Genomic DNA, 25528 nt, shown 5'->3' with positions numbered 1-25528 from the left:
GCCGCGAGCTCCGCGCGGCCGGACGGCGGGGCCTCGAGGCGGGCCCTGACAGGCCCTACAGGGCGATGCCCAGCAGCGCGTCGACGGCGAGGCGGAACAGGTCCGGCGCCGTGCCCTCGTCCTCGCGGTCCTCGGCGACGACGCTCAGGGCGTGGTCCACCCAGCGGTCCACCGCGGCGAGGGCCGAGGGGGCGTCGAGGTCGTCGGCCAGGTGACGGCGGACGTCCGCGACGAGGGACGCCGCGGACGGGCCACCGGCCAGCCGCGCCGCCTCCCGCCAGCGGGCGAGCCGGGCCTCGGCGGCGGGCAGGTCGTCGGCGGTCCACTCCCAGTCGGAGCGATAGTGGTGCGCCAGCAGCGCCAGCCGGATCGCCATCGGGTCGGCGCCGTCGCGGCGCAGGCCCGAGACGAACACCAGGTTCCCCCGAGACTTGGACATCTTCTCGCCGTCGAGGGCCACCATGCCCGCGTGGACGTACGCCTTGGCGTGCGGGCGCTCGCCGGTGGCGATCTCGGCGTGCGAGGCGCCCATCTCGTGGTGCGGGAAGACGAGGTCGGAGCCGCCGCCCTCGACGTCGAAGGACATGCCGAGGTTGTGCACCGAGATGGCGGCGCACTCCACGTGCCAGCCCGGACGGCCCGGGCCGAACGGTGAGTCCCAGGACGGCTCGCCCGGCCGCGCGGCCTGCCACAGCAGCGCGTCGAGGGCGTCCTTCTTGCCCCTGCGGTCGGGGTCGCCGCCGCGTTCGGCGAACAGCGGCAGCATGTCCGCCGTGGTCAGGCCGCTCACCGAGCCGAACTCCGGATCGGCCGAGACCGGAAAGTACAGGTCGCCGTCCAGGTCGTACGCGGCGCCGCGCGAGCGCAGCCGTTCGATGAACTCGATGATCAGCGGGATCGACTCCACCGCGCCGGCGTACTCGCGCGGCGGCAGGACGCGCAGCGCGGTCATGTCGTCGCGGTAGAGATCGATCTCCCGCGCGGCCAGGGCCCGCCAGTCGTCGCCGGTGTCGTTGGCGCGTTCCAGCAGAGGATCATCGACGTCGGTGGTGTTCTGCACGTAGTGCACCTCGTGGCCCGCGTCGCGCCAGACCCGGTTGACCAGGTCGAACGCGAGATAGGTAGCGGCATGTCCGAGATGGGTGGCGTCATAGGGGGTGATGCCGCAGACGTACATCCGGGCGACCGGGCCCGGATTGACCGGGCGCAGAGCACCCGCGGCCGAGTCGTGCAGTTTCAGGAGAGGCTCCGCGAGCGGCAGGCCGTGTCCGGCCAGGCTGGGGACCTCGGGGGCAGGCCACGATCGCATACCCCGCAGCCTATCCGCGACGGGTGGTGGCAGCGGACGGGGATCCGGGCGGGTAAAGATTTGTCCTGGTGGGCGGCGGCGGCCGACCGGCCCGGCGCGGGTGTGCGAGCCTGGTGGCGCTCACCCCCCGTCATGACTGATCGCCGGGACTCCGCCTGCATCGTGTCCAAACACCGCAAAACCCAGCATCGTGGCCGGCGCCTCGCCGGCCTTTCGCTGTGGGCGGCGACGCTGGTCGTCGCGCTCGGCACGGCGTACGCCTCGGTCAACGTCGGCGCGCACCACGGATCTTCGGCCGACACCCGCGGGGCGCGGGAGAGCGACACGCCGTCGCCGGCCCGCCCCGGGCTCAGCCGGATCGACATCACCGACCCGGCCGACCACAAGGTCTACGGCGTGTACGTCTGGCGCCCGGACGTGCCGGAGACGCGGACGCTCCCGGTGCTGTACTTCCTGCACGGCGTCCCGAGCGACCCGGAGTCGATCGTGCGGCACGAGGGGCTGGCCGACCAGGTCCGGTCCTATGTCGCGCACGGCGGCACGCCCTTCGTTCTCGCGGTCCCCGACGGCAACGGCAGCCACCACGACGACACCGAGTGGGCGGACGCCGCCGACGGGTCGGACCGGATCGAGGACCGTCTCCTCGACGAGGTCGTTCCGGCGGTCGAGGGCAGGCACCGGCGCGACGCGGCGCACCGGGCGATCGCCGGCTTCTCGATGGGCGGCTACGGCTCGATGAACCTCGCCCTGCGCCACCCCGACGTCTTCGGCTCGGTCGCCTCGATCTCCGGCTACTTCCACGTCGACGACCCCTCGCACATGTTCGCCGACCGGGCCGACCTGATCGCGGCGAACCGGCCGGACGAGCACGTCGCCGCCGCCCGCCGGATCCGCGTGTTCCTCTCCGCCGCCGAAGACGAGACGAACCCGGTGGTCGACGGCGAGCCGCAGCGTTTCAAGAAGCTGCTGGACGACGCCGGCGTGCCCGCGACCTTCGTCGTACGACCGGGCGGGCACGACTGGGACTACGTGCGGAGCGTGCTGCCGGACGCCTTCGCGTTCCTCGCCCGCGGGTGGGCGGACGCCGGCTCGTGAGCGAACGTGGTGAAGGGCGTACCGCGAGCGGTCAGGACAGCGGGACGGGCCGCCAGGCCGCGGGATCGCCCGGTGCCGCGGTGAAGTCATAGCCGGTCATCGCGTCCACGCCGAGGGTGGTCAGCGAGATCGAGGTCGTGCCCCAGACCCGGCCGTCGCCGTACACGCGGCGGACGATGAGCGCCCGGGGGTCGGCGGGGTCGAGCCCGTCGCCGTCGAGCAGCCGGCGCCAGCTCGCGCGGTCGCGGGGGGCCGCCTCGAACAGCGGGCGGAAGTGGGCCACCCGGGCGGACAGGCCGTCGTCGTCGCATCGCGTGCCCGGCTCGGCCAGACCGCTGTTGACGACGATGTGCACCCCCGGGTCGAGCGCGCGGGTGGTCAGCCGCTCGCCGTTCCAGCTCCAGAGGCGTACGCCCGCCGGCTCGGCGCCGATGAGATGGAACGGGTCGTACCGGCTCAGGTCGCCGTCGGGCTCGCCGCCCCCGGCGATCAGCAGGGGCAGCTCTCCACGGGAACGACGGCGCTCCTCGGGCACCAAGGGCCCCCGGCCGTTGAGCACGCACGCCACGCGCGGCGCCACCGGATCGGCGGCCAGCCAGGTGCCGCCGGCGAGCTCGTCGCGTCCGCCGATCAGGCCCGGACGGCCGGGCCAGTGCCGGGCGGGCGGAGTCCACGCCCGGTCGAGCATCTCGTCACGTACGCCGGCGAGGAAGACCGGGACTCGTGCGCGCGGGTCGTACCCGACGATCGCCGTGCACATCTAGACGGGTGGCCAGGGGATGGCGGGCCAGTCCTCTGGAGGGTAGGGGTGGATGCGGTGCTTGAGCATGAGGTCGACGCGGCCGACGGTGGCCTCGACCTCCTCCTCGCTCAGGAGCGCCCGCAGCCGCGCGGTGAGGCCGTCGCGGGCGAAGGCGTGGCGCAGCCGCTGCAACGCCTCGACCGCCTCTCCGGTGAGGTCCTTGCCGCGCCACTGCCACAGGACGGTGCGCAGCTTGTACTCGTCGGAGAAGCAGACGCCGTGGTCGCAGCCGTACACGTGGCCGGATGCGGTCGGCAGCAGATGCCCGACCTTGCGGTCGGCGTTGTTGACGACGGCGTCGAAGACCGCCATGCGGCGTACGGCCGGGTCGTCGCCGCGCGAGAGGGCCAGCACGTCGACGTCGGGGTCGTGGTCGATCCACAGCTGGACCATGCCGGGGCCGAACGGGCCGTCGCGGTGGACGGTCGGGGGCACGATGCGCCAGCCCATCTGCTCGGAGATGACGTAGGCCGCGACCTCACGGCCGGCGAGGGTGCCGTCCGGGAAGTCCCACAGCGGGCGTTCGCCGGAGACGGGCTTGTAGACGCAGTTCGCCCGCAGGTCCTCGAACTCGATGGCGCAGTACAGGGTCGCGTTGGTCGCCGCGACGAGCCGTCCCTCGACGGTGATCTCGCCGTGTTGCAGCAGACGGATGGCGGTCTCGACGTCGGCCGGACCGACCGAGCCGTCACCGCCGACGCCGTACCGGGAGGGCTGACTCATGGCTCTAGTGTCCGTGCGATCGACATTTCAGCCAAGATGGCCGTTCTGTCGTGGACAGACGTGACCCTGAGCGTCCAGTGGCAGCCCGCACAGCGGGCAGGGCGGCCGCCCGGCGGCGACGATCTTCAGGGCGCGCTGGGCGAAGGCACGGGCCTGGCCGGCGGTGATGCGGACCCGGAGCACGACGGCGGCGGGATCCTCGCTGCCGATCTCGGACTCGTCCTCCTCACCCTCGGTGACCTCCTGCGCCTCGATGACCACGCGCTCATCTTCGGGATCCCAGGCCAGCGCCATCGTGCCGACGCGGAACTCCTCCTCGATCGGCTGTTCGAGCGGCTCGTCGTCCTGCAGCTCCACCGGCGCGACCGCGGGGACCGCGGCCGTGCCGCCCTGACGCAGCACCTCGTCCAGCAGCTCCTCCAGGCGCTCTGCCAGCAGCGTCACCTGGAACTTCTCCAGGCCGACGCTCGTGACGCGGCGCCCCGCCCGAGCCTGCAGGAAGAACGTGCGGTCGCCAGGCTGGCCAACGGTGCCCGCCACAAACCTTTCGGGCATGTCGTATGCGATGACCGGCATGAGGACGACCCTACGCTCCGCCACCGACGGGCGCGTCACTGTCCTCGCCGGACTTCGCAAGAAGATCGTCGACTTTCCCGCCGTTGTCGTTCAGACGGAGGACGAACGGGCGAGTCTCCGTGTAACGGATCACGGTCAGCGACGCGGGGTCGGCCTGGATGCGCTGGAACTGGTCCAGGTGCAGGCCCAGGGCGTCGGCCACGATGGACTTGATGATGTCGCCGTGGCTGCAGACCAGGAACATCGCGTCCGGCTTGAGCGTGTCGTTCCACTCGCGCACGGCGGTCACGGCGCGGTGCTGGGCGTCGGCCAGTGCCTCACCGCCGGGGAACCGCGCGGCGCTGGGATGGGCCTGGACGACCTTCCACAGGTCCTCCTTGGCCAGTTCTTCGAGGCGCCGCCCGGTCCAGTCGCCGTACCTGACCTCGCCGAACCGGTCGTCGGTGCGCATCTGGAGGCCGTCGCGTCCGTCGAGGAGGGCTCGCGCGGTCTCCTGGCAGCGCTCGAGGGGGCTGGCGACGACCAGGTCGAGAGGCAGGGGGGCGAGGCGCGCCGCGAGCTCGGCGGCCTGCTCACGGCCGCGCTGGTTGAGGTGCACCTCGGGCGTCCAGCCGGCGAGCACCGGCCCCGTCAGCTCGGTCAGCCCGTGACGCACCAAGAGGAGAGTTGCCACGTCGTGAACTGTAGCCGCACCCGGCGCAGCGATTGACACCCAAGGTCACGGGTAGGTCATGTGGCGCCCCCGTTCGTGCCACCTCCGGGACAATGTCGTCATGATCATGGATTGCGCCATCTATCGGAAGGGCGTCCGCGACGATGTCGACGGCGATCTCAGCGACGCGCTCGACGCCGCGCGGGAGCTCGGCGACAGCTTCATGTGGATCGGCCTGCACGAGCCGAGCACCGAGGAGTTCGACCAGGTCGCCGGCGAGCTGCAGCTGCACCCTCTCGCGATCGAGGACGCGGTCCACGCGCACCAGCGGCCCAAGCTCGAGCGCTACGGCGACGTGCTGTTCGTGGTCATCAAGTCGCTGCGCTACATCGACGAGACCTCCGACATCGAGGTCGGCGAGATCATGCTGTTCCTCGGCAAGGACTTCGTGATCACCGTCCGGCACGGCGAGGGCGCGCCGCTGAAGGCCGTGCGCCGGCGGCTGGAGGGCGACCCGGACCTGCTCCGCCACGGGCCCAGCGCGGTGCTCTACACGGTTCTCGACGAGGTCGTGGACCAGTACGGCTCGATCGCCCACGAGGTCGAGACCGACATCATCGACCTCGAACGCCGCGTCTTCGCCCCGCAGCGCACCACGGTCACCGAGGACATCTACGAGCTCAAGCGCGAGGTGCTGGAGTTCCGCGGCGCCGAGGACCCGCTGATCCCCGTGCTCCAGGAGATCGTGAAGGGCCGCGTGAGCGTCGCCGAGGGCACGCTGGAGTACTTCCGCGACGTGCTCGACCACCTGCTGCGCGTCGACGAGCAGGTCGACTCGCACAACGAGCTGCTGACGAACGTGCTGAACGCGCATCTCGCCCAGGTCGGCATGCAGCAGAACGAGGACATGCGCAAGATCTCCGCCTGGGCGGCGATCCTCGCCGTGCCGACGATGGTCACCGGCGTGTACGGCATGAACTTCGACCACATGCCCGAGCTGCACCAGTGGTGGGGCTACCCGGCGGCGATGCTGGTCATCGTCACCATCTGCGTCGGCCTGTACCGCTGGTTCCGCAAGAGCGGGTGGCTGTAGAGGGCGGTTCCAGGGCGTGTCGCCTGTCACCGACGTCCCCGGACGGCACACCTAGCTCGGCTGGGTGCGGCGACGGAGGAGGGCACGCGTCTCGGCGTGGAGGGCGTCGCCGGCGGGGGCCAGGCGTGGGAGCAGTTCGGGTTCGCGCGTCAGCGCCCGCAGGGTGAGCGCGACGGTCACGTCGTGGTCCGGGCGGTGCACGATCGCGATCGGGTCGCCGGCGCGGACCTCGCCGGGCTCGATCACCCGCAGGTACGGGCCGGGGACCGCGGCGGCGATGAACCGTTTGATCCAGCCGGGCTCGCCCAGCCATCCCTCGAAGGTCACGCACGGGGTCCGCGGAGCGGAGACCTCCAGGACGACGTCGGGCCCGATCCGCCAGCGTTCGCCGATCAGGGCGCCGTTGACGTCCAGGCCCTCGGTGGTGAGGTTCTCCCCGAAGACGCCGTTCGGCAGCGGCCGGATCAGCTCGGCCGCCCACCGGTCGAGGTCCTCGCGGGCGTAGGCGTAGACGGCCTGGTCGGTGCCGCCGTGATGCTTGACGTCGTGGGCGTGGTCACCGGCGAGGCCGACCTCGCCGGTGCCCTTGGGCCCGGCCGCGGTGACGGCGACCGGCCCCTCGACGGGACGCTTGTCGATGCCGGTGGCGGGCAGGCGCTTCCAGGGGTTGGGGTGCGGCGTGCCGACGTTGACGGAGAGGACCTTCATGACATGACCGTACGCCGCCCACCCGGTCACGTGGCTGCGATGGCTCCGGCGGCGAGAAGGCCGAAGAGGATGCCGCCGAGCGCCACCCGGTAGTAGACGAACACCAGCGTCGAGTGGCGGACGAGGAACTTCAGCAGCCACGCGATCGAGGCGTACCCGACCACGAACGACACGACGGTGGCGACGGCCGTACCCGCGACGGGCAGCGAGCCGTCGCCGACCTTGCGCAGCTCGAACAGGCCGGACAGGACCACCGCCGGGATGGACAGCAGGAAGGAGTAGCGGGCCGCGGCCTCACGCGTGTAGCCGAGGAACAGTCCGCCGGTGATGGTCGAGCCGGACCGCGACGATCCGGGGATCAGCGCGAGGCACTGGAAGCCGCCGATGATGAGGCCGTCGCGCATGTTGAGGTCGCCGATCTCGCGCTTCTGCCGGGCGGCCCACTCGGCGATCAGGAGCACCAGGCCCATGACGATGAGGCTGCCCGCGTTGATCCACAGGTTGCGGGCCGGACCCTCGATGGCGCTGTTGAACGCCAGGCCGACCACCGAGACGGGGATCGTGCCGAGCCCGACGTACCAGCCCATGCGGGCGTCGAGGTGGTGACGCAGGTCCGGATTGAACAGGCTGCGGAACCAGGTGACGGTGATCCGGACGATGTCGCGCCAGAAGTAGATGAGCACCGCGAGCATGGTTCCGAGCTGGATCACCGCGGTGAACGCCGCGCCCGGGTCCTTCCAATCGAGCAGCCGGGGCACGATCAGGAGGTGGGCCGAACTCGAGATCGGCAGAAACTCGGTGAGTCCCTGGACGATCCCGAGCACGGTGGCTTGGACGAAGTTCACGGGTGGTGGCTCTTCCTCGTACCGATGAGTCGATGTCGCAGGAAGCCTAGTGCCGTGTCAGTCAACATTCGCCTCATGGGGGAAGGTGAGTCGGCTGGTCCTCGCTGTGGTGGGCGAGCGACTCCCCACGTGTTGTGGGGCGGGCCACGGCCCGCCAAGGGACCCGCAGACCGACGCGGGCGGTCCGCAGCACCACCCGCCCACCACCGCTACATCGAGGCACCAGTAATCACCACCCACCGCCACCGGACCGAGTACCGACGACACATGCGTTGCCGCCATGGCTCCAACGAGCGGTACGGGTACGTGCCGACGAACCGCTCCGCGCCCGATACGCTCCCCAGGCATGGAGCAGCGTCACCTCGGCCGGAGCGGCCTGTCCGTTTCCCGCCTCGGCCTGGGCACGATGACGTGGGGCGGCGACACCGGCGCCGAAGACGCCGCCGACCAGCTCACGACCTTCGTCGAGGCGGGCGGCAGCCTCCTCGACACCGCCGACGTCTACTGCGGCGGCGACAGCGAGCGGGTCATCGGTGAGCTGGTCGGCCAGGTCGTCGACCGTGACGACCTGGTCATCGCGACCAAGGCCGTGCTGACCGCCGAGGGGACGCGCGACGCCTCGCGCCGTCACCTGCTGCGCGCGCTGGACGCCTCCCTCGAGCGCCTCCGCGTGGACCACGTCGACCTGTGGCAGCTCCACGCGTACGACCCCCGCACGCCGATGGAGGAGACGCTGTCGGCGCTGGACGAGGCCGTCGCCTCCGGCCGCGCCCGGTACGCCGGGGTCTCCAACTACGCCGCCTGGCAGCTCGCCGCCGCGGCGACGTGGCAGCGCGCCTGGCCGGGCCGTACGCCGATCGTCTCCACGCAGGCGGAGTACTCCCTGCTGCGGCGTGACGTGGAGGATGACCTGGTGCCGGCGTCGCTCCAGCTCGAAGTGGGCCTGCTCCCCTACTCGCCGCTGGGCCGCGGGGTGCTGACCGGCAAGTACCGCACGGGCATCCCGGCCGACTCCCGCGCGGCCAGCCCGCACTACGCCGAGTTCGTCCAGCCGTACCTGAACGACCGCTGCGCCCGGATCGTCGAGTCGGTGTCGACGGCCGCCGAGGGGCTCGGCGTGTCGCCTCTCGCCGTGGCGCTCAGCTGGGTCCGCGACCAGCCGGGCGTGGTGGCCCCGATCGTCGGGGCGCGTACGGCGAGGCAGCTCTCCGTCGTGCTGGAGGCCGAGGAGATCACCCTGCCCGGAGAGATCCGCGACGCCCTGGACGACATCTCCTCCGAGGACGACTGATCCCGTGTGGTCACCACAGGCTTCCGGCACGGAGCGGCATGGTCGGCAGCGGCGGGGGCGCCTGACATCGTAGGGTGACCGTCGATGACTGAGACATCCTCCACTCCACCCGCGGACCTGCTCGAGCTGTTCGCGTCGGCCGAGGTTCCGGCGCGGCTCGCGCACCAGGCGGCGGCGTGCCTCGGACCGGGCGCCGCACGGGAGCTGCGGGACAACCCCTGGCGGCTGCTCGCCGTGCCCGGCGTACGACCCGAGCAGGCCGACTTCTTCGCCCGCAGGCTCCTCGGCGCCGAGGCCGCGCCGCACGACCCGCGCCGCGTCGGCGCGCTGGCCGTCCACCTGCTGCTGCGCGCGGCCGGTGACGGTCACACCGTGACGCCGGCCAAGTCGCTGCTGTCCGCCCTGGAGACCTACGATCCCGGCGACGCCGTCGAGGCGGTTCGCGCCGCCATCGGCGCCGGGGAGATCGTCGCGGTCATGGACGAGGCGTCGGAGACCGAGCTACTCGGCCTGGCCTCGCTCGCGGCGGCCGAGGAGGCGGTCGCGGAGGGCCTCGCCCGGCTGACCGCGATGGCCGACCCGCTGCCGCCCGCCGACGGCGTGCCGGCGGAGGTGTTCGAGCACGGCGTCAGCGTGCTCACCGGGCCGCCGGAGGCCGTCGAGGAGGTCGTGCGGGCGCTCGCGGGCCGTCCCGGCGTCGTCGTCACCGCGGCGACCGACCGGGCCGCCGGCGACGCGGGCGGCGCGGCCGGTTCTCGTTCGGGGGTCCACCGGCTGCTGGAACCCGGCCCGGACGGGTACGCGCGCGGCGTCGAGCATCCGATCGAGGCCGACATCGTCGTCGTCGCCGAGGCGAACACCCTCGACATCGAACGCGCGGCGGCTCTGGTCGACGCGTGCATGGACGGCACCCACCTGGTGCTCACCGCCGACCCGGCGGCGCCGTCGCCGCTCGCCGCGGGCCGCGTGCTCGGCGACGTGATCGCGTGCGGCGTCCTGCCGGTCGTGGCGCTGCCCGCCTCGCCGGGCGGGGCGATCGGGCGGGTGGCCGCCGCGGCCCGTGAGGGGGCTCTCGTGCCGGTGGACCCGGCCGACCGCGAGGTGGTCATCGTGCCGGCCGGGGAGGCGCGGGAGGCGGCCCACCGCACCGTGCAGCTCGTCACCGACTCGATCCCCCGCGCGCTCGGCATCCCGGCCGAGGACGTCCTGGTGGTCACGCCCGCCCGCCGCGGCGAGGCGGGGGCGGACGCGCTCAACCAGGCGCTCAAGGCGCGTCTCAACCCCGGCCCGGGCCCGTACGACGCCGGCGACCGCGTGGTGGCGGTCGCGGACCTGCCCCAGGCGGCCGCGGGCGAGTTCGGCACCGTCGTCGCGGCGAAGCCGGACGAGGACGCCGTGGAGGTCTCCTTCCCCGGCGGTACCGCGTCGGTGCCCGGCGTGTCGCTGCGGCACGGCTGGGCGGTGACCGTCCACCGCGCGCAGGGCACCCGGTGGCCCGCCGTCGTCGCCGTCCTGCCCGGCGAGGCCGCGGGCGCGCTGAGCCGGCCGCTGGTCGTCGGCGCCTTCACCCGGGCACGCCGCCACCTGTCGGTCGTGCACGCGGCCGGTCCGGAGCTGGCCCGCGCCGTACGCGAGCGCGAGGAGTCGGCGCGCCGTACGAGACTCGCCGACCTGCTCCGCGAGAACCTCGCCGACCTGTAGGGCCCGTGCCCACTGTCGTCCTGTGCGGGCGCCCTGCCGGGTCGTCGTCGGCCGCCGGGCCGACACCAGCGCCTTGACTCACCTGTAAGTGAGCGGTAAGTAAGGCCTCACCTGGGATCCTGGTGAGACATGACGTTCACCAGATCCCGTCGAAGGGGAGCGATATGGCGCTGAGACGAGACCGGCGGCGCATGGTGGTGGCGTCGGCGACGTTGTCGGCCGGCGCGCTCGTCTTCTTCGCCGCGGAGGCCGCACCGGCGTCCGCGGCGACCGGGACGGCCACCGCGAGCGTGGGCGCGTGCAAGCTCGGCAAACGGCTGTGCGGCCTGCTCGGCGCGGGCAAGGGCATATCGGCGAAGCCGCCCAGGTCGTCCGCGGGACCGTCGAGCAGGCACTCCCCCGAACCTGCCGCCGAGCACAAGCACAAGCCGAAGTCCGCGAACAGGCCCGCGCCGCGCTCGCATCACCACGGCACGGTGAGCCACCTGGTGAACCTGCCCACGCCGCCCGCCGACGCGAGCCCGGCTACGCCCGCGCCGCCCACCGAGCCGAACCCGAGCGTGCCCACGCCGCCCACCGACACGAGCCCGGACGTACCCGCGCCGCCGGCCGACCCGAGCCCGGACCAACCCACACCGCCCGCCGACACGAACCCCGCTGCGCTCACACGGCCCGCCGACACGAACCCGGCCGTGTCCGCACCGACCGCCGACCCGAGCCCGGACCAACCCACACCGCCCACCGACACGAACCCGGCCGTGTCCGCACCGACCGCCGACGCGATCCCGCACGTACCCACACCGCCCGCCAACGCGCGTCCGGGCGTGTCCGCGCCGGGCTCTTCGGCGGCAGCCGCGCTGCCCGCCGTACCCGACCGGGATCCGGCCGTGGTGCCCGGGTCGACGGCGGATCCCCAGGCCGAGCGCCTGGCCGCGGAGCCGGCCCTGCTGGTCGCGGAGTCGGCGCCGGACGGTGAGCCGTTGCCGCCCTTGCTGGTGGCGACCGCATCCGGCCTCATCGGTGCGCTGGCCACGCTGAACCCCAGCCTGCTGTTCCGCCGCGCGGTGGCGGAGGAGGGCTGCCGGCGCCGGCGGTCGAGCGGCCCGGCGACACGCCGCGGCTGACGCGACCCGAACGGAAGCCAGACCGGCCCGTCCCGGCACGCCGGCGCCCAGCAGACGTCCGCCCGGACCCCCAGCCCCGCAGCACGGCGGGGCGGGAGTCCGGGCGGACGCCCGGCCGACGGCGTGGAAGCCGCCGACGTGCAGCATCTCTCCGGCCATCCCGGACGACCACTCCGACGGTGGCGCGCCAGAGGTCCGGGCGGTCGCTCAGCCGACGGCGTGGACTCCGCCGTCGACGTGCACGATCTCTCCGGTCGTCGCCGGGAACCAGTCCGACAGCAGCGCCACGCACGCCTTGGCGGTGGGCTCGGGGTCGGCGACGTCCCAGCCGAGCGGCGCGCGCTCCGGCCAGACGTCGGTGAACTCGTCGAAGCCCGGGATGCTCTTGGCCGCCATCGTCTTGAGCGGGCCCGCCGCCACGAGGTTGACCCGTACGTTGTCCGGGCCCAGGTACTTGGCGAGGTAGCGCGAGGTCGACTCCAGGCCGGCCTTCGCCACGCCCATCCAGTCGTAGACAGGCCACGCCTGACCGGCGTCGAAGTCGAGGCCGACCACCGAGCCGCCGGCCTTCATCAGCGGCAGGCAGGCGGCGGTGAGCGACTTGAGGGAGTACGCCGAGATCTGCACCGCGGTGGCCACGTCGCCCCACGCGGTGTTCATGAAGTTGCCGCCCATCGCGGTCTGCGGCGCGAAGGCGATCGAGTGCGCGACGCCGTCGAGGCCGTCGACGTGCGCGCTCACCTGGCCGGCCAGGCCGGCGAGGTGCTCGTCGTTGGTGACGTCGAGCTCGATCACCGGCGCGGGCTCGGGGAGGCGCTTGGCGATGCGCTCGACGAGCGACATGCGGCCGAAGCCGGTCAGCACGACCGTCGCGCCCTCCTGCTGTGCCAGGCGCGCGATGTGGAAGCCGATGGAGGCGTCGGTCAGGACGCCCGTGACGAGGATGCGCTTACCGTCGAGAATGCCCATTCAGTGCCCCATTCCAAGGCCGCCGTCGACCGGGATGACCGCCCCGGTGATGTAGGCGGCGTCGTCGCCGGCCAGGAACCGTACCGCCTTGGCGATCTCCGACGGCTCGGCGATCCGGCCCAGCGGAATCTGCTTCTTGATCTCGGCCTGCCGGTCCTCGCCCAGGGCCGCCGTCATGTCGGTGGCGACGAATCCGGGTGCGACGACGTTGACGGTGATGCCGCGCGAGCCCAGTTCGCGGGCGAGGGACCGGGCGAAGCCGATCAGCCCGGCCTTGGAGGCGGCGTAGTTCGTCTGGCCTCCGGAGCCGAGCAGCCCGACCACCGACGAGACCAGGATGATGCGGCCCCTGCGCTTGCGCATCATTCCGCGCACCGCGCGCTTGGCGACGCGGTACGCCCCGGTCAGGTTGGTGTCGAGCACGGAGGAGAACTCCTCCTCGCTCATCAGCGCGAGCAGGTTGTCGCGGGTGATGCCGGCGTTGGCCACCAGCACCTCGACGGGTCCCTGCTCCGCCTCGACCTTGCCGAACGCCGCGTCGACGTCCTCGGCGCTGGTGATGTCGCAGCGCACGCCGAACAGGTCTTCGGGCGGCTCGCCGGAGCGGTAGGTCACGGCGACGGCGTCTCCCGAGCCCTTGAGCTCGTGAGCGATGGCCAGCCCGATTCCCCGGTTGCCACCGGTGACGAGGACTGAGCGAGTCATTCGGAAAACCTCCAGTCGGGATCCTGGCGAGCCTATTCCGCTACCCACGGGTAGCACGAGCACGGCACCGCCAAGGGTGACCTGCCCCTCTTTGTAGGACGCGATAGGTTGCAGCAGTGCGACAGATCGATCAGGAGTTCACCGCCCTGCCGTTGCGCGCGCTCGCCGACGCCGCGCTCTCGCGTGCCCGCGATCTCGGCGCCGAGCACGCCGACTTCCGTCTCGAACGCATCCGGCGCCAGACGTTGCGCCTGTCCGACGCCCGCCTGGAGACCGCGGCCGACGCCGACGACCTCGGTTTCGCCGTGCGCGTCGTCAAGGACGGCACCTGGGGCTTCGCCGCGGGCATCGACCTGACACCGGACGCGGCGGTCCGCGTGGCCGAGCAGGCGGTGGAGGTCGCCAAGGTCGCCGCGGCCATCAACCGCGAGCGCATCGAGCTCGCCCCCGAGCCGGTGCACGGCGAGCGGGTCTGGGTCTCCTCCTACGAGGTCGACCCGTTCACCGTGCCGATCGCCGACAAGGTGGCGCTGCTGACCGACTGGAGCCGCCGCCTGCTCGACGACGACCGGGTCGCCCACTCCGACGCCTCACTGCTCCAGGTGAAGGAGAACAAGTTCTACGCCGACGCCGCGGGCACGGTGACCACCCAGCAGCGTGTGCGCCTCGCGCCCGTGGTGACCGCCGTCGGCCTCCACGAGAGCGGCTTCGACACGATGCGCAGCCTGGCCCCGCCCGCGGGGCGCGGGTACGAATACCTCACCGGCACGGCCTGGGACTGGGACGACGAGCTGGCCCGCATCCCGGAGTACCTCGCCGAGAAGCTGGCCGCGCCGTCGGTCGAGGCAGGGGTGTACGACCTCGTCATCGACCCGTCCAACCTGTGGCTGACCATCCACGAGTCGATCGGGCACGCCACCGAGCTGGACCGCGCGCTGGGCTACGAGGCGGCGTACGCGGGCACCTCGTTCGCGACGCCGGACAAGCTCGGCAGCCTGCAGTACGGCTCCAAGGTGATGAACATCGTGGGCGACCGTACGGCCGAGCACGGCCTGTCGACCATCGGCTACGACGACGAGGGCGTCGAGACGCAGAGCTGGGACATCGTCCGCGACGGGCGGTTCGTCGGCTACCAGACCGACCGGCGCATCGCACACCTGACCGGGCGGGAGCGCTCGAACGGCTGCGCGTTCGCCGACTCCCCCTCCAGCATGCCGTTGCAGCGCATGGCGAACGTCTCGCTGCGGCCGGCGCCGGACGGCCCCTCCACCGAGGAGCTGATCTCCGGCGTCGACCGCGGCATCTACATCGTCGGCGACAAGAGCTGGTCGATCGACATGCAGCGCTACAACTTCCAGTTCACCGGCCAGCGGTTCTATCGCATCGAGAACGGCCGGCTGGCGGGCCAGCTCCGCGACGCGGCGTACCAGGCGGTGACCACCGACTTCTGGAACTCCATGGAGGCCGTGGGCGGTCCCCAGACCTACGTCCTCGGCGGGGCGTTCAACTGCGGCAAGGGCCAGCCGGGCCAGGTCGCGCCGGTGAGCCACGGCGCGCCGTCCGCCCTGTTCCGCGGCGTCAACATCCTCAACGCGGTCAAGGAGGCCGGCCAGTGAGCACTCCCCAGGAGACCGTCGAGCGGGCGCTGGGGTTCTCCCGCACCGACGGCTGCATCGTGATCGCCGACGAGTCCAGCGGCGCCAACCTGCGCTGGGCCGGCAACACGCTCACCACGAACGGCGTCACCCGGTCCCGCCGGCTCACGGTCATCGCGATCGCGGGCGAGTCGACCGGCATGGTCTCGCGGGCCGGCGTCACACCGGACCAGGTCGAGGACCTCGTACGCGCGGCGGAGCGCTCGGCCGAGGAGAGCGGCCCGGCGGAGGACTCCGCTCCGTTGATCGACGCCGCGCGGGCGGGCTCGGGCGGCGCGTGGGACGACCCGCCGGCCGAGACCTCGGTCGGGGTGTTCGAGGGGTTCGCGCCGGCGCTCGGCGAGGCGTTCGCCGCGGCCCAGGACGGCGAGCGGCTGCTGTACGGCTTCGCCACGCACGAGATGAGCTCCACCTTCCTGGGCACGTCCGCGGGGCTGCGGCTGCGCTTCGACGAGCCGACGGGCAAGGTCGAGCTGAACGCCAAGACCTCGGACATGGCGCGGTCGGCGTGGGCGGGCACGGGCACCGCGGACTTCCGCGACGTCGACGTGGCGGGCATGGCCGCCGGCCTGAGCGCGCGGCTGAAGTGGGGCGAGCGCCGGGTCGAGCTGCCGGCGGGGCGCTACGAGACGCTGCTGCCTCCGGGGCCGGTCTCGGACCTGATGACGTACATGTACTGGTCGGCGGGCGCCCGCGACGCGCAGGACGGCCGTACCGTCTTCAGCCGCCCCGGCGGCGGGACACGCGTCGGCGACACGCTGTCGGACCTGCCGGTGCGCCTCTACAGCGACCCGTCGGCGCCGGGTCTGGAGTGCACGCCGTTCGTGGTCGCGCACGCCTCCAGCCGCGAGTCCTCGGTCTTCGACAACGGCCTGGCGCTGAACCCGGTCGACTGGATCTCCGGGGGAAAGCTGGCCGCGCTGCTGCAGACACGTCAGTCCGCCGAGCTGACCGGCCTGCCCCTCACGCCCGGCGTCGACAACCTCCTCATGGAGGTCCCCGGCTCCACGGCGTCGCTGGAGGACATGGTCGCGAGCACCCGCCGCGGGCTGCTGCTCACCTGCCTGTGGTACATCCGGGAGGTCGACCCGCAGTCGCTGCTGCTGACCGGCCTCACGCGCGACGGCGTCTACCTCGTGGAGGACGGCGAGGTCGTCGGCGAGGTGAACAACTTCCGCTTCAACGAGAGCCCGGTCGGCCTGCTGTCCCGGGTCGCCGAGGCGGGCCGCACCGAACGCGCCCTGAGCCGCGAGTGGTCGGACTACTTCACCCGCACGGCGATGCCGCCCCTGCGCGTGGCCGACTTCAACATGTCGACGGTGAGCAAGGCGAACTGAGCCTCACCCGTACGCCGCGCCCCGACGGCGGATCGCCGGGGCGCGGCGTCCCCCGGGTGTGCCCTCTTCGCCGCCCGCGTACGGGTCAGGCGTCCTCGAGCCGGAAGCCGACCTTGAGTCCCACCTGGTAGTGCGCGACCTCGCCGTCGACGATCTGGCCCCGTACCTCCGTCACCTCGAACCAGTCCAGGTGACGCAGCGTCTGGGCGGCGCGCCGGATGGCGTTGCGGATGGCCGCGTCCACGCTCTCCGGCGAGGTCCCGACGATCTCGGTCACCCGATAGGTGCGCTCGGTCATGAGTCCTCCTTCGTCGGAGAGAGTGACCACAGGGGCGCGCTTTCGATTCCCTCGCTTCGCTCGGTCATGAGTCCTCCTTCGTCGGGGGGAGTGACCACAGGGGCGTGTCTTCGATTCCCCTCGGTCATGGCGCCTCCCGTGCCGTGATAATGATCGCGTGATCGTGCTTCTTCCCGCGTGCCCTCGTGGCCATGCGGCGTCCCGTGGGCGCCGGTGACCGGTGTCCGTCCCTCACTCCGGCTACCGCGAACTCCAGGACCGCGCGCGGCGGGCGCTGGATCCGGCCGTGTTCGACTTCTTCGCGGGCGGCTCGGGCGATGAGAGCACGCTCGCGGCCAACACGGCCGCCTGGCGGCGCGTCGCGCTGCGCCCGCACGTGCTGCGCGACGTGTCCTCCGTCGACACCCGCGTGCGGGTGCTCGGCCGCGAGCTGGCGTCCCCGGTGTGCGTGGCGCCGATGGGCTACCAGGTCCTCGCCCACCCCGGCGGGGAGGTCGCCACGGCGCGTGGGGCCCGGCGGGCCGGCGCGCTGCTGACGGTGTCCTCGCGCAGTTCGCGGCGGATCGAGGAGGTGGCGGCCGAGGCGGGCCCGTGGTGGTTCCAGGTGTACGTCCTGCGCGACCGCGGCCTCACCGCCGATCTCGTACGGCGCGCCGCCGCCGCGGGCGCCTCCGCGCTGGCGCTGACGGGCGACACGCCGTACCTGGGCCGCCGGCGGCGCGACCGCGATCCGGCCCTGATCCCCGATGAGATCTTCGGAGTGAACTTCGGGGACGGCTTCGACCGGGCTCTGGCCGAGCAGGCCGCCGACGTCACCTACGACGACATCGCGTGGCTGGCCGAGATCTCCGGGCTGCCCGTGGTGGTGAAGGGCGTGCTGCGCGGCGACGACGCGCGTGACTGCGCCGCCGCCGGAGCGGCCGGGGTGTGGGTGTCCAACCACGGCGGGCGGCAGCTGGACGGGGCGGTGGCGACCGCCGTGGCGCTGCCGGAGGTGGCCGACGCGGTGGGCGACCGCGTCGAGGTCTACGCCGACGGAGGGATCCGTACGGGGACCGACGTGCTGCGCGCGCTGGCGCTCGGCGCACGGGCGGTGTTCCTCGGACGGCCGGTGCTGTGGCACCTCGCGACCGGCGGTGAGGACGCGGTGGCGGACGGCCTGACGAGTCTCTCGGACGAACTGGCACACGCGATGGGCCTGGCCGGCGTGACGACCGCCGCCGCCATCGGCCGCGGCCTGTGCGCCTCCTCTCCCACCGCGGGCGCCTGACGGGCGCCCGGCTTCCCGCCTGTCACATGGCCCCCAGCAGGCCGGGGGCGATGCACGCCGGGGCCGCTGCCATTCCGGCGCAGGGGGCGAATAACGTGGGAGGTGTGAAGGGCATCTTCCGGCGGCGTGGGCATGACGCCGTCTACACGGTCACTGACGCCCGGCGGCCGATGTCGGAGGACATCGGATACCGCGAGCGCCGTTACCTGCTCACCATGGGCATCCGTGCCCTCTGCTTCGTCCTGAGCATCGTGTTCGCCGTGACCCTGCACGGCGCGGGACGGTGGCTGGCGGTGATCGCGCTGATCGGCGCGGTGGTCCTGCCGTACGTCGCGGTGATCTTCGCCAACGGAGGCCGCGAGCCGGACAGCGCCGCCCGATTTGCCCCATATGAACCGGAGTCCAAGGACCAAAAGCGGATTTCCGGTCCTCGGGATCAAATCGGCTCGTGACAATGTCTTGACTAACTCAGGGGGGGTTCGGTGTACGATTTGTACCGGCGCTCTGGTCCCCCGTCGGGGCGCCCGTGCCGGTGTTCCGGGCCCCCGTCGGAACACCGATGATTGCGACGCCGGGAGGATTGCCCCCGTATCCTCCCGGCGTTGCCATTTCTTGAACCCCTCAAGAAAACCCCTCCCGACATGCGAGAACATCGCGGGCCCGGCCGGTCGGCCGGGCCCGCGATGACGTCTTGTGCCGGTCGAGGGACCGCCCACGGCACCCCATGCGCGGGGTTCCGGGGCGGTCCGTCAGGCGTCGCGGCTCCGCAGCTGCACCGCCGCGATCACCAGCAGCGCCACGGTCCAGATCGCGAAGACCCCGTAGCCCTGCCAGGGCGTGAGAAGGTCGTGGTCGGCCTGGTGCGCCTTGGCGATGAGCTGACCCGCCTCGGAGGGCAGGTACGCGTGGACGTGCTTGCCAAGACTTCCCGGCAGCAGCGCGGCCAGCGGGGCGAGCACGAGGACGAACCCGATGACGCCGGTGATGCCGGCCGCCGTGTGGCGGATGATGGCGCCCAGCGCGAGCGCGAACAGGCCGAGCATGGCCAGGTAGAGCCCACCGCCGATCACGGCGCGCAGCACGCCCGGATCGCCGAGCGAGACCGGCGCCTTGCTGTGCAGGATCGGCTGGCCGATGAAGAACGACGCGAACGAGACCGCCGTGCCCAGCACGAAGATCAGCAGGGTGAACACGACGGCCTTGGCCGCGAGCATCGGCACCCGCCGCGGCACCGCGAGGAGGCTCGCCCGGATCATTCCGGTGGAGTACTCCGACGCGATCACCATGACTCCCAGCACGCAGACAGTCAGCTGGCTGAGAAAGAATCCGCTGCCGAGGATCGTGCTCGTGGGATCGGCCTTGATCGCCGCCTGCGCGGTGACGTCGGTCTTGCTCCACTGTGCCGCCGTCAGGCCGCAGAGCAGGGCGGTGAAGCCCAGATCGAGGAGCACGAGCAGCACGAGCGACCACACGGTCGACCGCACCGAACGGATCTTGGTCCACTCCGACAGCAGCAGACGGCCGAAACCGGGCTTACGGACCTCGGGGGTGGTCCTCACGGCGTGGGCGGCGGTCGTCATCGCGTCTCTCCCTGCGGCTCCGGCATGGCCTGCGGCTCGGGTACGGGCTGCGGGACCGGTGGTACGGCGGTCGCGCCTCCGTACTCCACGCTCTCCCGCGTGAGCTCCATGAACGCCTCCTCGAGCGACCCGCGCCTGGGCGTGAGCTCGTGGAGGACGAATCCGCCGGCCGCGGCGAGCTCGCCGACACGGGCGGCCTGCATGTGGGTGACGGACAGCAGGCCGTCCTCGCCCATGGTCGTCTTGCCGCCCTCGCGCTCGACCGCCGCCGCGATGCCCTCGATGTCGGGAGCGCGGACGACGACGACCTCCTCGGTGCTGCGCTCGATGAACTCCTCGGTGGAGCAGTCGGCGATGAGCCGGCCCCGGCCGATGACGATGAGGTGGTCGGCGGTGACCGCCATCTCGTTCATCAGGTGGCTCGACACGAAGACGGTGCGGCCCTCGGCGGCGAGCCGCTTCATCAGCGTACGGATCCAGACGATGCCCTCCGGGTCGAGGCCGTTGACCGGCTCGTCCAGGATGAGCACGGACGGGTCGGCCAGCAGCGCCGCGGCGATGCCCAGCCGCTGCCCCATGCCCAGCGAGAACCCGCCCGCGCGCCGGTGCGCCACGTCGGTCAGGCCCACCAGGCGGATGACCTCGTCGATCCGCTTCTTGCCGACGCCCTGCGTCTGCGCCAGGGCGAGCAGGTGGTTGTACGCGCTGCGGCCCGTGTGGACGGCGCGGGCCTCCAGCAGAGCCCCGACCGTCTGCAGCGGGCGGGGCAGGTCACGGTAGTGCTTACCGTTGATCGTCGCGTCGCCCCCGTGAGGACGGTCCAACCCGAGGATGAGACGCATGGTGGTCGACTTGCCGGCGCCGTTCGGGCCGAGGAAGCCGGTCACCCGTCCGGGTTCGACTCTGAAGGACAGGTCATTGACGGCGATCTTGTCGCCGTAACGCTTGGTGAGGTTCTTTGCCTCGATCATTTCCCAGATCCCGCGTTGGTTGATGGCAGTGCGTGTTGATGGCGGTACGTAAGGCTGATCACGGTAATCGCCGTGGCACCCCGGACGGATCCATCCTTCGGTTGATATGGGCCGCCACCCGGCTATGTTTCCTCCTCCACCCGACGGTGGGGAGACGTCGAAAGTCGGGTGCGGACGAGCCGGATGTCCAGGCCGCGGCACATGATCGCCCGCCGGGTGGATTCGCTTGTCGCCATAATGGCGTCCAGCAGGAGGAAGGACCCGAGGATGCCGATTTCAGGCGAGTCCCTCACTGGGGCGCCGCGCCGTCTCCGCCGTGCGGTCGAACGCGTCGAAAAGGAGTTCCGCGGAGCGGTGACCTCCAAGGGCGCGCGGGCGTACGCACGCGCCATGGGACTGGCGCTCGACACCGATCCGGCTCTCGCGGTCGCCCTGTTCGCGTCCTACGACGCTCGCGTTCCCGGCGACCTGTACGCCGCGGCGTTCGAGCCGGAGGACCGCCAGGCGCTCCGCGAACTGGCGCGGCGCGAGGACCGCGACACTCTGAGCACCGTGTTCGAGCTGGCGACGCGGCTGCGGATCGATGACCTGCGGGCCGAGGCGCTCGACCGGCTGGCCGGCGTACTCGGTCGCGAGGGCGACGCCGACCGGCTGGTCGCGCACCTGCAGCGCTGGCAGGATCTGGGCCTGCTGGAGGCCGCGACGCTCGGGCGGGCGTTGCGCGGGCACCTGACCCGCGTCTCGCTGGACCGCGACGCGGCGCTGTGGTCGGCCTATCTGGCTCAGGTGCCGGAAGGCCTGCTGCCGGAGTCGTTCGAGGTGCACCGCTTCCTCGGGCACGGCGCGGAGGCGGTACGCCTCGCCGACACGAACGCCCGGCGGGCGAAGGCACTGGAATGCTGCCTGGCGTCGAAACGTCCCGCCGACATCGAGGCCGGGCGTGAGCTGGCGCTGTCGCTCGGCGACGAGGCGGCGGCCCGGACGCTTTCCGTGCACCTGGCGGACCTGCTGTTCGCGGCCGGCCGGTACGCCGACGCGCTACCGGCGTTCCAGGACGCCGGCCGGGCGGACCGGGCGAGCGCGTGCCTCGAACGGCTCGGCAGGACCGCCGAGGCCCTGGCCGCCTGTCCCGCGGATCGCCCGGACGACCTGGCGCGGTTGGCCGGGGCGTGCCGCCGTGAGCTCGATGAGCGGGTGGACGAGCACGAGTTCCTCGCCGCGGCGCGCCAGGTCCAGGAGCTCATCGGCCAGCTGGATCGGGCCGCGGAGGTCACGGAGGCGGTGGCCGACCGCCGCGAGGAGCTGGCCGGGCTGCGGACCGCGATCCTGGCCGCCGGGCGCCGGCACTTCCGCGCGGCGGTGCGGGCGGACGGCGACGACTCCGCCGTGCTGACGGAGTGGAGCCGCTTCGAGGAGCACGCCGGTGAGGACGGCGAGGCCGCGCGCCTGGCCGAGGAGACCGGCGACCTCTACCGGGCCTACCGGCTCTACCGGCGGGCGCGACGCTTCGGTGAGGCGGACCGGGTGCTGCGCGACGAGGACACCCCCGAGAGCCGCGCCGCCCGCGCGGAGGCGCGTGAGGCGGGCGGCGACCTGGTCGGGGCGGCCCGGCTGCACCGGGAGGACGGGCGGCCGGACGCCGCCACGGCGCTGTTCATGCGCGCCGGCGACTTCGCGGCGGCCGCCGCCTGCCTGTCGGAGTGGCTGGGCGAGGACGCGATCGAGGACCCTCGGCTGGCCGAGTGCCTCCGCCGTACCGGGGACCTGGAGGAACTGGCCCGTCGGTGCCTCTGGGCGGTCGGCCGCGCCGGGCCCGGCGGGCGGATCGCCGCCGAACTGCGTGAGGTCCGCGACGCGGGCGTGCTGTCCCCGGGCCTGCACGCCGAGGTCTCCGCCGCGCTGGACGCCCTCGACCTGCGCGGGCGCCGCCCGTTCGAGGAACGGGCGGCGGGGTGGGTGGACCGGGCCCGTGCCGACATCGACCGCCGGTTCGCCCGGATCTGGGGACTGGACCTGGGCACCACGACCAGCGCGGCCGCCATCTACGACACCGAGCTCGGCCGCCCGGTGCTGTGCCCGTGGAAGGGCCACGGGCAGTTCCCGTCGACCCTGAGCCTGGACGAGGACGGCAACGAACTGGTCGGGCTCGCGGGCGAGGAGATCTTCGCGGGCCGTCTGCTCGGCCACATCGGGTCCGCCAAGCGCAAGATGGGCGGCAAGGCGGTCTTCCGCATCCGCGACCGCACGTACCGGCCGGAGGAGGTGGCGGCGCGCCTGATCCACCACGCCCGCGGCATGGTGGAGGACCTGCTCGCCGAACACGTGCGCGAACGCGTCGCCGACCTGGCAAGGGCCGAGCTGGGCGAGGTGCGCGACGCCTGGCTGGACTGGCTGCGGGACAACCACGACCTGCGGCTGGCCCGCCCACGCGCGATCCTGACGATCCCCGCGTACTTCCGTAACAACCAGAAGCACGCCACGCGGCACGCGTGCGAGATCGCGGGCGTGGAGCCGGTACGGCTCATCCACGAGCCGACCGCCGCCTGCATGATGGCGGCCCGCGAACGCCGTCTCGACGGCACCGTGGCCGTGGTCGATCTCGGCGCCGGCACCCTGGACGTGAGCCTCCTGGAGGTCGCCGACGGTGTCCACGAGGTGCGCCGGACCATGGGCGACAACGCCTACGGCGGCAACGACTTCGACGGCGTCATCAGCCGCGACCTGGCGGAGAGGCTGAAGGGGCAGGGCGTCACGGTGCCGGCGTCCGGCCTCGCGCGCCGGCGGCTGGAGGTCGCCGCCGAGTACCTCAAGATCGCCCTGTCGGGTCAGGAGCAGGCGCACTACTCGCTCATGCACTTCGTGGACGGCCGCGACGTGACCGTGGAGCTGAGCCGGGAGGAGCTGACCCGGCTGCTGGAACGGCCGCTGGAGACCCTGCGCGACCTGTGCGCGACCTTCGCGGCGGAGAGCAAGGGAGCCCCGGACCACCTGGTGCTGGTCGGCGGGCCCATGCTGTCGCCGCCGGTACGCGCGCTGGTCGAGCAGGTGTTCGGCCGGCAGAGGACGGTGATCCAGGATCCGCGTTCGGCCGTGGCCTGCGGCGCGGCGCTCCAGGCCGCGGTGCTCGACGGGAAGCTCGGCGACCTGCTGCTCCTCGACGTGACCCCGCTGCCGATGGGCATCAAGGCCCGAGGCGACGACGACCACCCGGAGTTCTCCGAGGTGATCGCGGCCAACACGACCATCCCCACCCGGGCGGCGCAGACCTACACGACGACGCGGGACAACCAGACCGAGGTGGAGGTCGAGATCTTCAACGGGAGCCTGTCCGCCGAGGCGAAGGTGGGCGAGTTCCGTCTCGTCGGGATCCCGCCGACGCCGAAGGGCACCCCGGAGATCGAAGTGACGTTCGCCATCGACGAGAGCTGCGTGCTGGAGGTCACGGCACGGGACACGAACACGGGCAACTCGAACTCGATCCGGATCTCCGACACGACACTGCTGTCGCCCAGGGAGCTCGACGCGATGACCCGGCGGCGCGAGCGGCAGATCGAGGCCGAACAGGTCCGCCGGGCGCTGTCCGAGCTCGCCGACGAGGCCGAGCTCGCCGACCCCGACGCACTGTGGCGGGAGTTCCAGAGCCGGCTCGCCGCGTACCGGCCGCAGTCGGCGCCCCTGAACGAGGCGACCCAGCGGGTGATGCTGGAGATCTTCAACGACTCCAACGACGCCGGCACCGAGCTGATGCTGGCCGGCGGCCCGCTGCGCGACCTGGCCGCGGCGGCACGCGACCATCTGCGGCGGCCGGCCGCGGACGGTGACCTGGACGAGGCACGGCACCTGGAGCGCCGGCTGCGCGAGGGACTCGACCGGCTGGCCGAGCACGTCGCGCGGGTGACGCGCTGGAACGCCGTCCTTAAGAAGGTGGCCGGCACCGAGACCGATCCGCTGCACCGCTTCCGGAACCTGCACGACACCGGCGCCTACGCACGCGCCCTCGCGGCGCTGGAGGAGCTGCCCCACCCGCCGGAGGACCCCGAGGACGTCGAGCGGAGGCTGCGCTGCCTGGCCGAGGTGGGCGACGCCGGCGGCTACCGCGCGGCGCTGCTCGCGGCGGCCGGGCGGCTGGGCTGCGCCGTGCTGGACGGCGACGGGACCGACGCGTTCCTCGCCCGTGCCGGACGGGCGTTCGTGCGCGTCACGGTGACGCGGGCCGGCGGCACCGTCACCGGCAGCGGATTCCTCCTCGGTGACCGGCTGGTGGTCACGAACCGGCACTGGCTCGACGACCCGGCGGCCGAGCACGGCCTCGCCGAACCCGCGCGGGTCCGGGTCGGCACGGAGGCCGGCCCGAGCGCGGTCCGGCGCATCGGGCTGCCCGACTCGCCCCATCTGGACGTGGCGGTACTGCACCTGGACGAGCCGGTCGCCCCCAGCCCGCTCCGGCTCGGGCACGGCGAGCTCGTACGCATCGGCGACCGCGTCTGGGCTCCCGGACCGGCCGGCGACGGTCCGCCCGCCCTGCTCGACGGCGTCGTCGACGGGTTCGAGTCCTTTCCCGAGCAAGGGCTGCGGCTCTTCCGGACCGGGCTGCGGATCGGCCCCGCCGGCAGCGGCGGGCCGCTGCTGAACGCGCTCGGCGAGGTCGTGGGCGTGCTGACGGTCGGGCGGGAGAGCGGCCCGGCGACCTTCGCCCTGACCGTCGACGGTCTGCGGCCGCTGCTCGACACCGATGAGCCCGCCCGGTGACGTGACCGGAGCGCCCGCCCGGCGCCCTGACCGGCGACCGTCCGCGGCCGCCGGTCGACACCGATGAGACCGCCC

22 protein-coding genes are annotated in these 25528 nt (G+C 72.7%); 10 read left to right on the top strand and 12 right to left on the bottom strand.

Translation table 11 applies throughout. The annotated features are described in order from the left end of the window. Positions 1–55: 55 nt before the first annotated feature. Positions 56–1309 carry a cysteine--1-D-myo-inosityl 2-amino-2-deoxy-alpha-D-glucopyranoside ligase gene (mshC, locus tag ABEA10_RS45230; protein ID WP_345474881.1) on the bottom strand — a complete coding sequence of 418 codons (1254 nt, stop codon included), beginning with the start codon at positions 1307–1309 and terminating at the stop codon, positions 56–58. Between the two features lie 132 nt (positions 1310–1441). Here mshC and ABEA10_RS45225 point away from each other — a divergent pair, with 132 nt between their 5' ends. Continuing rightward, on the top strand, positions 1442–2404 hold the full coding sequence (locus tag ABEA10_RS45225; RefSeq protein ID WP_345474880.1) for an alpha/beta hydrolase: 963 nt from the start codon (positions 1442–1444) through the stop codon (positions 2402–2404). Between the two features lie 31 nt (positions 2405–2435). On the opposite strand, the gene ABEA10_RS45220 is transcribed toward ABEA10_RS45225, so the two are convergent. Genes ABEA10_RS45220 through ABEA10_RS45205 form a run of 4 tightly spaced genes read right to left on the bottom strand, consistent with a single transcriptional unit; the run spans position 2436 to position 5178 of the window. Next, positions 2436–3164 carry an NRDE family protein gene (locus ABEA10_RS45220; RefSeq protein ID WP_345474879.1) on the bottom strand — a complete coding sequence of 243 codons (729 nt, stop codon included), beginning with the start codon at positions 3162–3164 and terminating at the stop codon, positions 2436–2438. Then, complete coding sequence (locus ABEA10_RS45215; protein ID WP_345474878.1) at positions 3165–3929, bottom strand: SCO1664 family protein; 765 nt, start codon at positions 3927–3929, stop codon at positions 3165–3167. It abuts the gene before it with no gap. A gap of 27 nt (positions 3930–3956) precedes the next feature. After that, a complete protein-coding gene (locus ABEA10_RS45210) occupies positions 3957–4505 on the bottom strand; it encodes a DUF3090 domain-containing protein (RefSeq protein WP_329234588.1) in 549 nt (182 codons plus the stop codon). A 10-nt stretch (positions 4506–4515) separates the two neighbouring features. Then, positions 4516–5178, bottom strand: a complete 663-nt coding sequence (locus ABEA10_RS45205; RefSeq protein WP_345474877.1) for a histidine phosphatase family protein — start codon at positions 5176–5178, stop codon at positions 4516–4518. A gap of 100 nt (positions 5179–5278) precedes the next feature. Between ABEA10_RS45205 and corA the strand changes: the two genes are divergently transcribed. After that, positions 5279–6250, top strand: coding sequence for a magnesium/cobalt transporter CorA (corA, locus tag ABEA10_RS45200; RefSeq protein WP_345474876.1), 972 nt, complete (start codon positions 5279–5281; stop codon positions 6248–6250). Positions 6251–6301: 51 nt separating this feature from the next. Here corA and ABEA10_RS45195 read toward each other — a convergent pair whose 3' ends face one another. Then, the gene (locus ABEA10_RS45195) at positions 6302–6958 is read right to left on the bottom strand and encodes an MOSC domain-containing protein (RefSeq protein WP_345474875.1); all 657 of its coding nucleotides are present in this window, start codon (positions 6956–6958) and stop codon (positions 6302–6304) included. Positions 6959–6984: 26 nt separating this feature from the next. Next, positions 6985–7803: an undecaprenyl-diphosphate phosphatase gene (locus ABEA10_RS45190; protein ID WP_329234576.1), complete on the bottom strand. Its 819-nt coding sequence runs from the start codon at positions 7801–7803 to the stop codon at positions 6985–6987. A gap of 346 nt (positions 7804–8149) precedes the next feature. On the opposite strand from ABEA10_RS45190, the gene ABEA10_RS45185 reads away from it, so the two are divergent. From ABEA10_RS45185 to ABEA10_RS45175, 3 genes are all read left to right on the top strand, one after another. After that, positions 8150–9094: an aldo/keto reductase gene (locus ABEA10_RS45185; protein WP_329234575.1), complete on the top strand. Its 945-nt coding sequence runs from the start codon at positions 8150–8152 to the stop codon at positions 9092–9094. A gap of 84 nt (positions 9095–9178) precedes the next feature. Next, the gene (locus ABEA10_RS45180; RefSeq protein ID WP_345474874.1) at positions 9179–10795 is read left to right on the top strand and encodes a helix-hairpin-helix domain-containing protein; all 1617 of its coding nucleotides are present in this window, start codon (positions 9179–9181) and stop codon (positions 10793–10795) included. Positions 10796–10959: 164 nt separating this feature from the next. After that, positions 10960–11919: a hypothetical protein gene (locus tag ABEA10_RS45175; RefSeq protein ID WP_345474873.1), complete on the top strand. Its 960-nt coding sequence runs from the start codon at positions 10960–10962 to the stop codon at positions 11917–11919. Between the two features lie 207 nt (positions 11920–12126). On the opposite strand, the gene fabI is transcribed toward ABEA10_RS45175, so the two are convergent. Both fabI and fabG read right to left on the bottom strand, forming a co-directional pair. Beyond that, positions 12127–12888: an enoyl-ACP reductase FabI gene (gene fabI / locus ABEA10_RS45170; protein ID WP_345474872.1), complete on the bottom strand. Its 762-nt coding sequence runs from the start codon at positions 12886–12888 to the stop codon at positions 12127–12129. Then, entirely contained in the window at positions 12889–13593 is a 705-nt protein-coding gene (gene fabG, locus ABEA10_RS45165) for a 3-oxoacyl-ACP reductase FabG (RefSeq protein ID WP_329234562.1), read from the bottom strand. A gap of 116 nt (positions 13594–13709) precedes the next feature. Here fabG and ABEA10_RS45160 point away from each other — a divergent pair, with 116 nt between their 5' ends. Both ABEA10_RS45160 and ABEA10_RS45155 read left to right on the top strand, forming a co-directional pair. After that, positions 13710–15209: a TldD/PmbA family protein gene (locus ABEA10_RS45160; protein ID WP_329234560.1), complete on the top strand. Its 1500-nt coding sequence runs from the start codon at positions 13710–13712 to the stop codon at positions 15207–15209. Next, complete coding sequence (locus ABEA10_RS45155; protein WP_345474871.1) at positions 15206–16585, top strand: metallopeptidase TldD-related protein; 1380 nt, start codon at positions 15206–15208, stop codon at positions 16583–16585. The genes ABEA10_RS45160 and ABEA10_RS45155 overlap by 4 nt, the downstream gene beginning before the upstream one ends. An 85-nt stretch (positions 16586–16670) precedes the next feature. Here the strand turns inward: ABEA10_RS45155 and ABEA10_RS45150 are convergent, their stop codons facing one another. Continuing rightward, positions 16671–16883 carry a dodecin gene (locus tag ABEA10_RS45150; RefSeq protein WP_345474870.1) on the bottom strand — a complete coding sequence of 71 codons (213 nt, stop codon included), beginning with the start codon at positions 16881–16883 and terminating at the stop codon, positions 16671–16673. Between the two features lie 220 nt (positions 16884–17103). Between ABEA10_RS45150 and ABEA10_RS45145 the strand changes: the two genes are divergently transcribed. After that, entirely contained in the window at positions 17104–18153 is a 1050-nt protein-coding gene (locus tag ABEA10_RS45145) for an alpha-hydroxy acid oxidase (RefSeq protein WP_345474869.1), read from the top strand. 50 nt (positions 18154–18203) lie between these two features. Then, entirely contained in the window at positions 18204–18605 is a 402-nt protein-coding gene (locus ABEA10_RS45140; protein ID WP_345474868.1) for a DUF3099 domain-containing protein, read from the top strand. 297 nt (positions 18606–18902) lie between these two features. Here the strand turns inward: ABEA10_RS45140 and ABEA10_RS45135 are convergent, their stop codons facing one another. Then, entirely contained in the window at positions 18903–19733 is an 831-nt protein-coding gene (locus ABEA10_RS45135; protein ID WP_345474867.1) for an ABC transporter permease, read from the bottom strand. Continuing rightward, complete coding sequence (locus tag ABEA10_RS45130; protein ID WP_345474866.1) at positions 19730–20704, bottom strand: ABC transporter ATP-binding protein; 975 nt, start codon at positions 20702–20704, stop codon at positions 19730–19732. Before ABEA10_RS45130 ends, ABEA10_RS45135 begins: the two co-directional genes overlap by 4 nt. 267 nt (positions 20705–20971) lie before the next feature. Here ABEA10_RS45130 and ABEA10_RS45125 point away from each other — a divergent pair, with 267 nt between their 5' ends. Next, positions 20972–25453, top strand: coding sequence for an Hsp70 family protein (locus ABEA10_RS45125; protein WP_345474865.1), 4482 nt, complete (start codon positions 20972–20974; stop codon positions 25451–25453). The last annotated feature ends 75 nt before the right edge of the window (positions 25454–25528 follow it).

Origin of the sequence: Actinoallomurus oryzae, assembly GCF_039541955.1 — a bacterium.
Classification (GTDB): Bacteria; Actinomycetota; Actinomycetes; order Streptosporangiales; family Streptosporangiaceae; genus Actinoallomurus; species Actinoallomurus oryzae.
Note: the sequence above shows the minus strand (reverse complement) of the source record. Positions and strands in the feature narration are given on the sequence as shown.

Coding starts and splice junctions, on each gene's coding strand:
- mshC (WP_345474881.1), bottom strand. CDS start 1,309: ATGCGATCGTGGCCTGCCCCCGAGGTCCCCAGCCTGGCCGGACACGGC.
- ABEA10_RS45225 (WP_345474880.1), top strand. CDS start 1,442: ATGACTGATCGCCGGGACTCCGCCTGCATCGTGTCCAAACACCGCAAA.
- ABEA10_RS45220 (WP_345474879.1), bottom strand. CDS start 3,164: ATGTGCACGGCGATCGTCGGGTACGACCCGCGCGCACGAGTCCCGGTC.
- ABEA10_RS45215 (WP_345474878.1), bottom strand. CDS start 3,929: ATGAGTCAGCCCTCCCGGTACGGCGTCGGCGGTGACGGCTCGGTCGGT.
- ABEA10_RS45210 (WP_329234588.1), bottom strand. CDS start 4,505: ATGCCGGTCATCGCATACGACATGCCCGAAAGGTTTGTGGCGGGCACC.
- corA (WP_345474876.1), top strand. CDS start 5,279: ATGATCATGGATTGCGCCATCTATCGGAAGGGCGTCCGCGACGATGTC.
- ABEA10_RS45195 (WP_345474875.1), bottom strand. CDS start 6,958: ATGAAGGTCCTCTCCGTCAACGTCGGCACGCCGCACCCCAACCCCTGG.
- ABEA10_RS45185 (WP_329234575.1), top strand. CDS start 8,150: ATGGAGCAGCGTCACCTCGGCCGGAGCGGCCTGTCCGTTTCCCGCCTC.
- ABEA10_RS45180 (WP_345474874.1), top strand. CDS start 9,179: ATGACTGAGACATCCTCCACTCCACCCGCGGACCTGCTCGAGCTGTTC.
- ABEA10_RS45175 (WP_345474873.1), top strand. CDS start 10,960: ATGGCGCTGAGACGAGACCGGCGGCGCATGGTGGTGGCGTCGGCGACG.
- fabI (WP_345474872.1), bottom strand. CDS start 12,888: ATGGGCATTCTCGACGGTAAGCGCATCCTCGTCACGGGCGTCCTGACC.
- fabG (WP_329234562.1), bottom strand. CDS start 13,593: ATGACTCGCTCAGTCCTCGTCACCGGTGGCAACCGGGGAATCGGGCTG.
- ABEA10_RS45150 (WP_345474870.1), bottom strand. CDS start 16,883: ATGACCGAGCGCACCTATCGGGTGACCGAGATCGTCGGGACCTCGCCG.
- ABEA10_RS45140 (WP_345474868.1), top strand. CDS start 18,204: ATGCACGCCGGGGCCGCTGCCATTCCGGCGCAGGGGGCGAATAACGTG.
- ABEA10_RS45135 (WP_345474867.1), bottom strand. CDS start 19,733: ATGACGACCGCCGCCCACGCCGTGAGGACCACCCCCGAGGTCCGTAAG.
- ABEA10_RS45130 (WP_345474866.1), bottom strand. CDS start 20,704: ATGATCGAGGCAAAGAACCTCACCAAGCGTTACGGCGACAAGATCGCC.
- ABEA10_RS45125 (WP_345474865.1), top strand. CDS start 20,972: ATGCCGATTTCAGGCGAGTCCCTCACTGGGGCGCCGCGCCGTCTCCGC.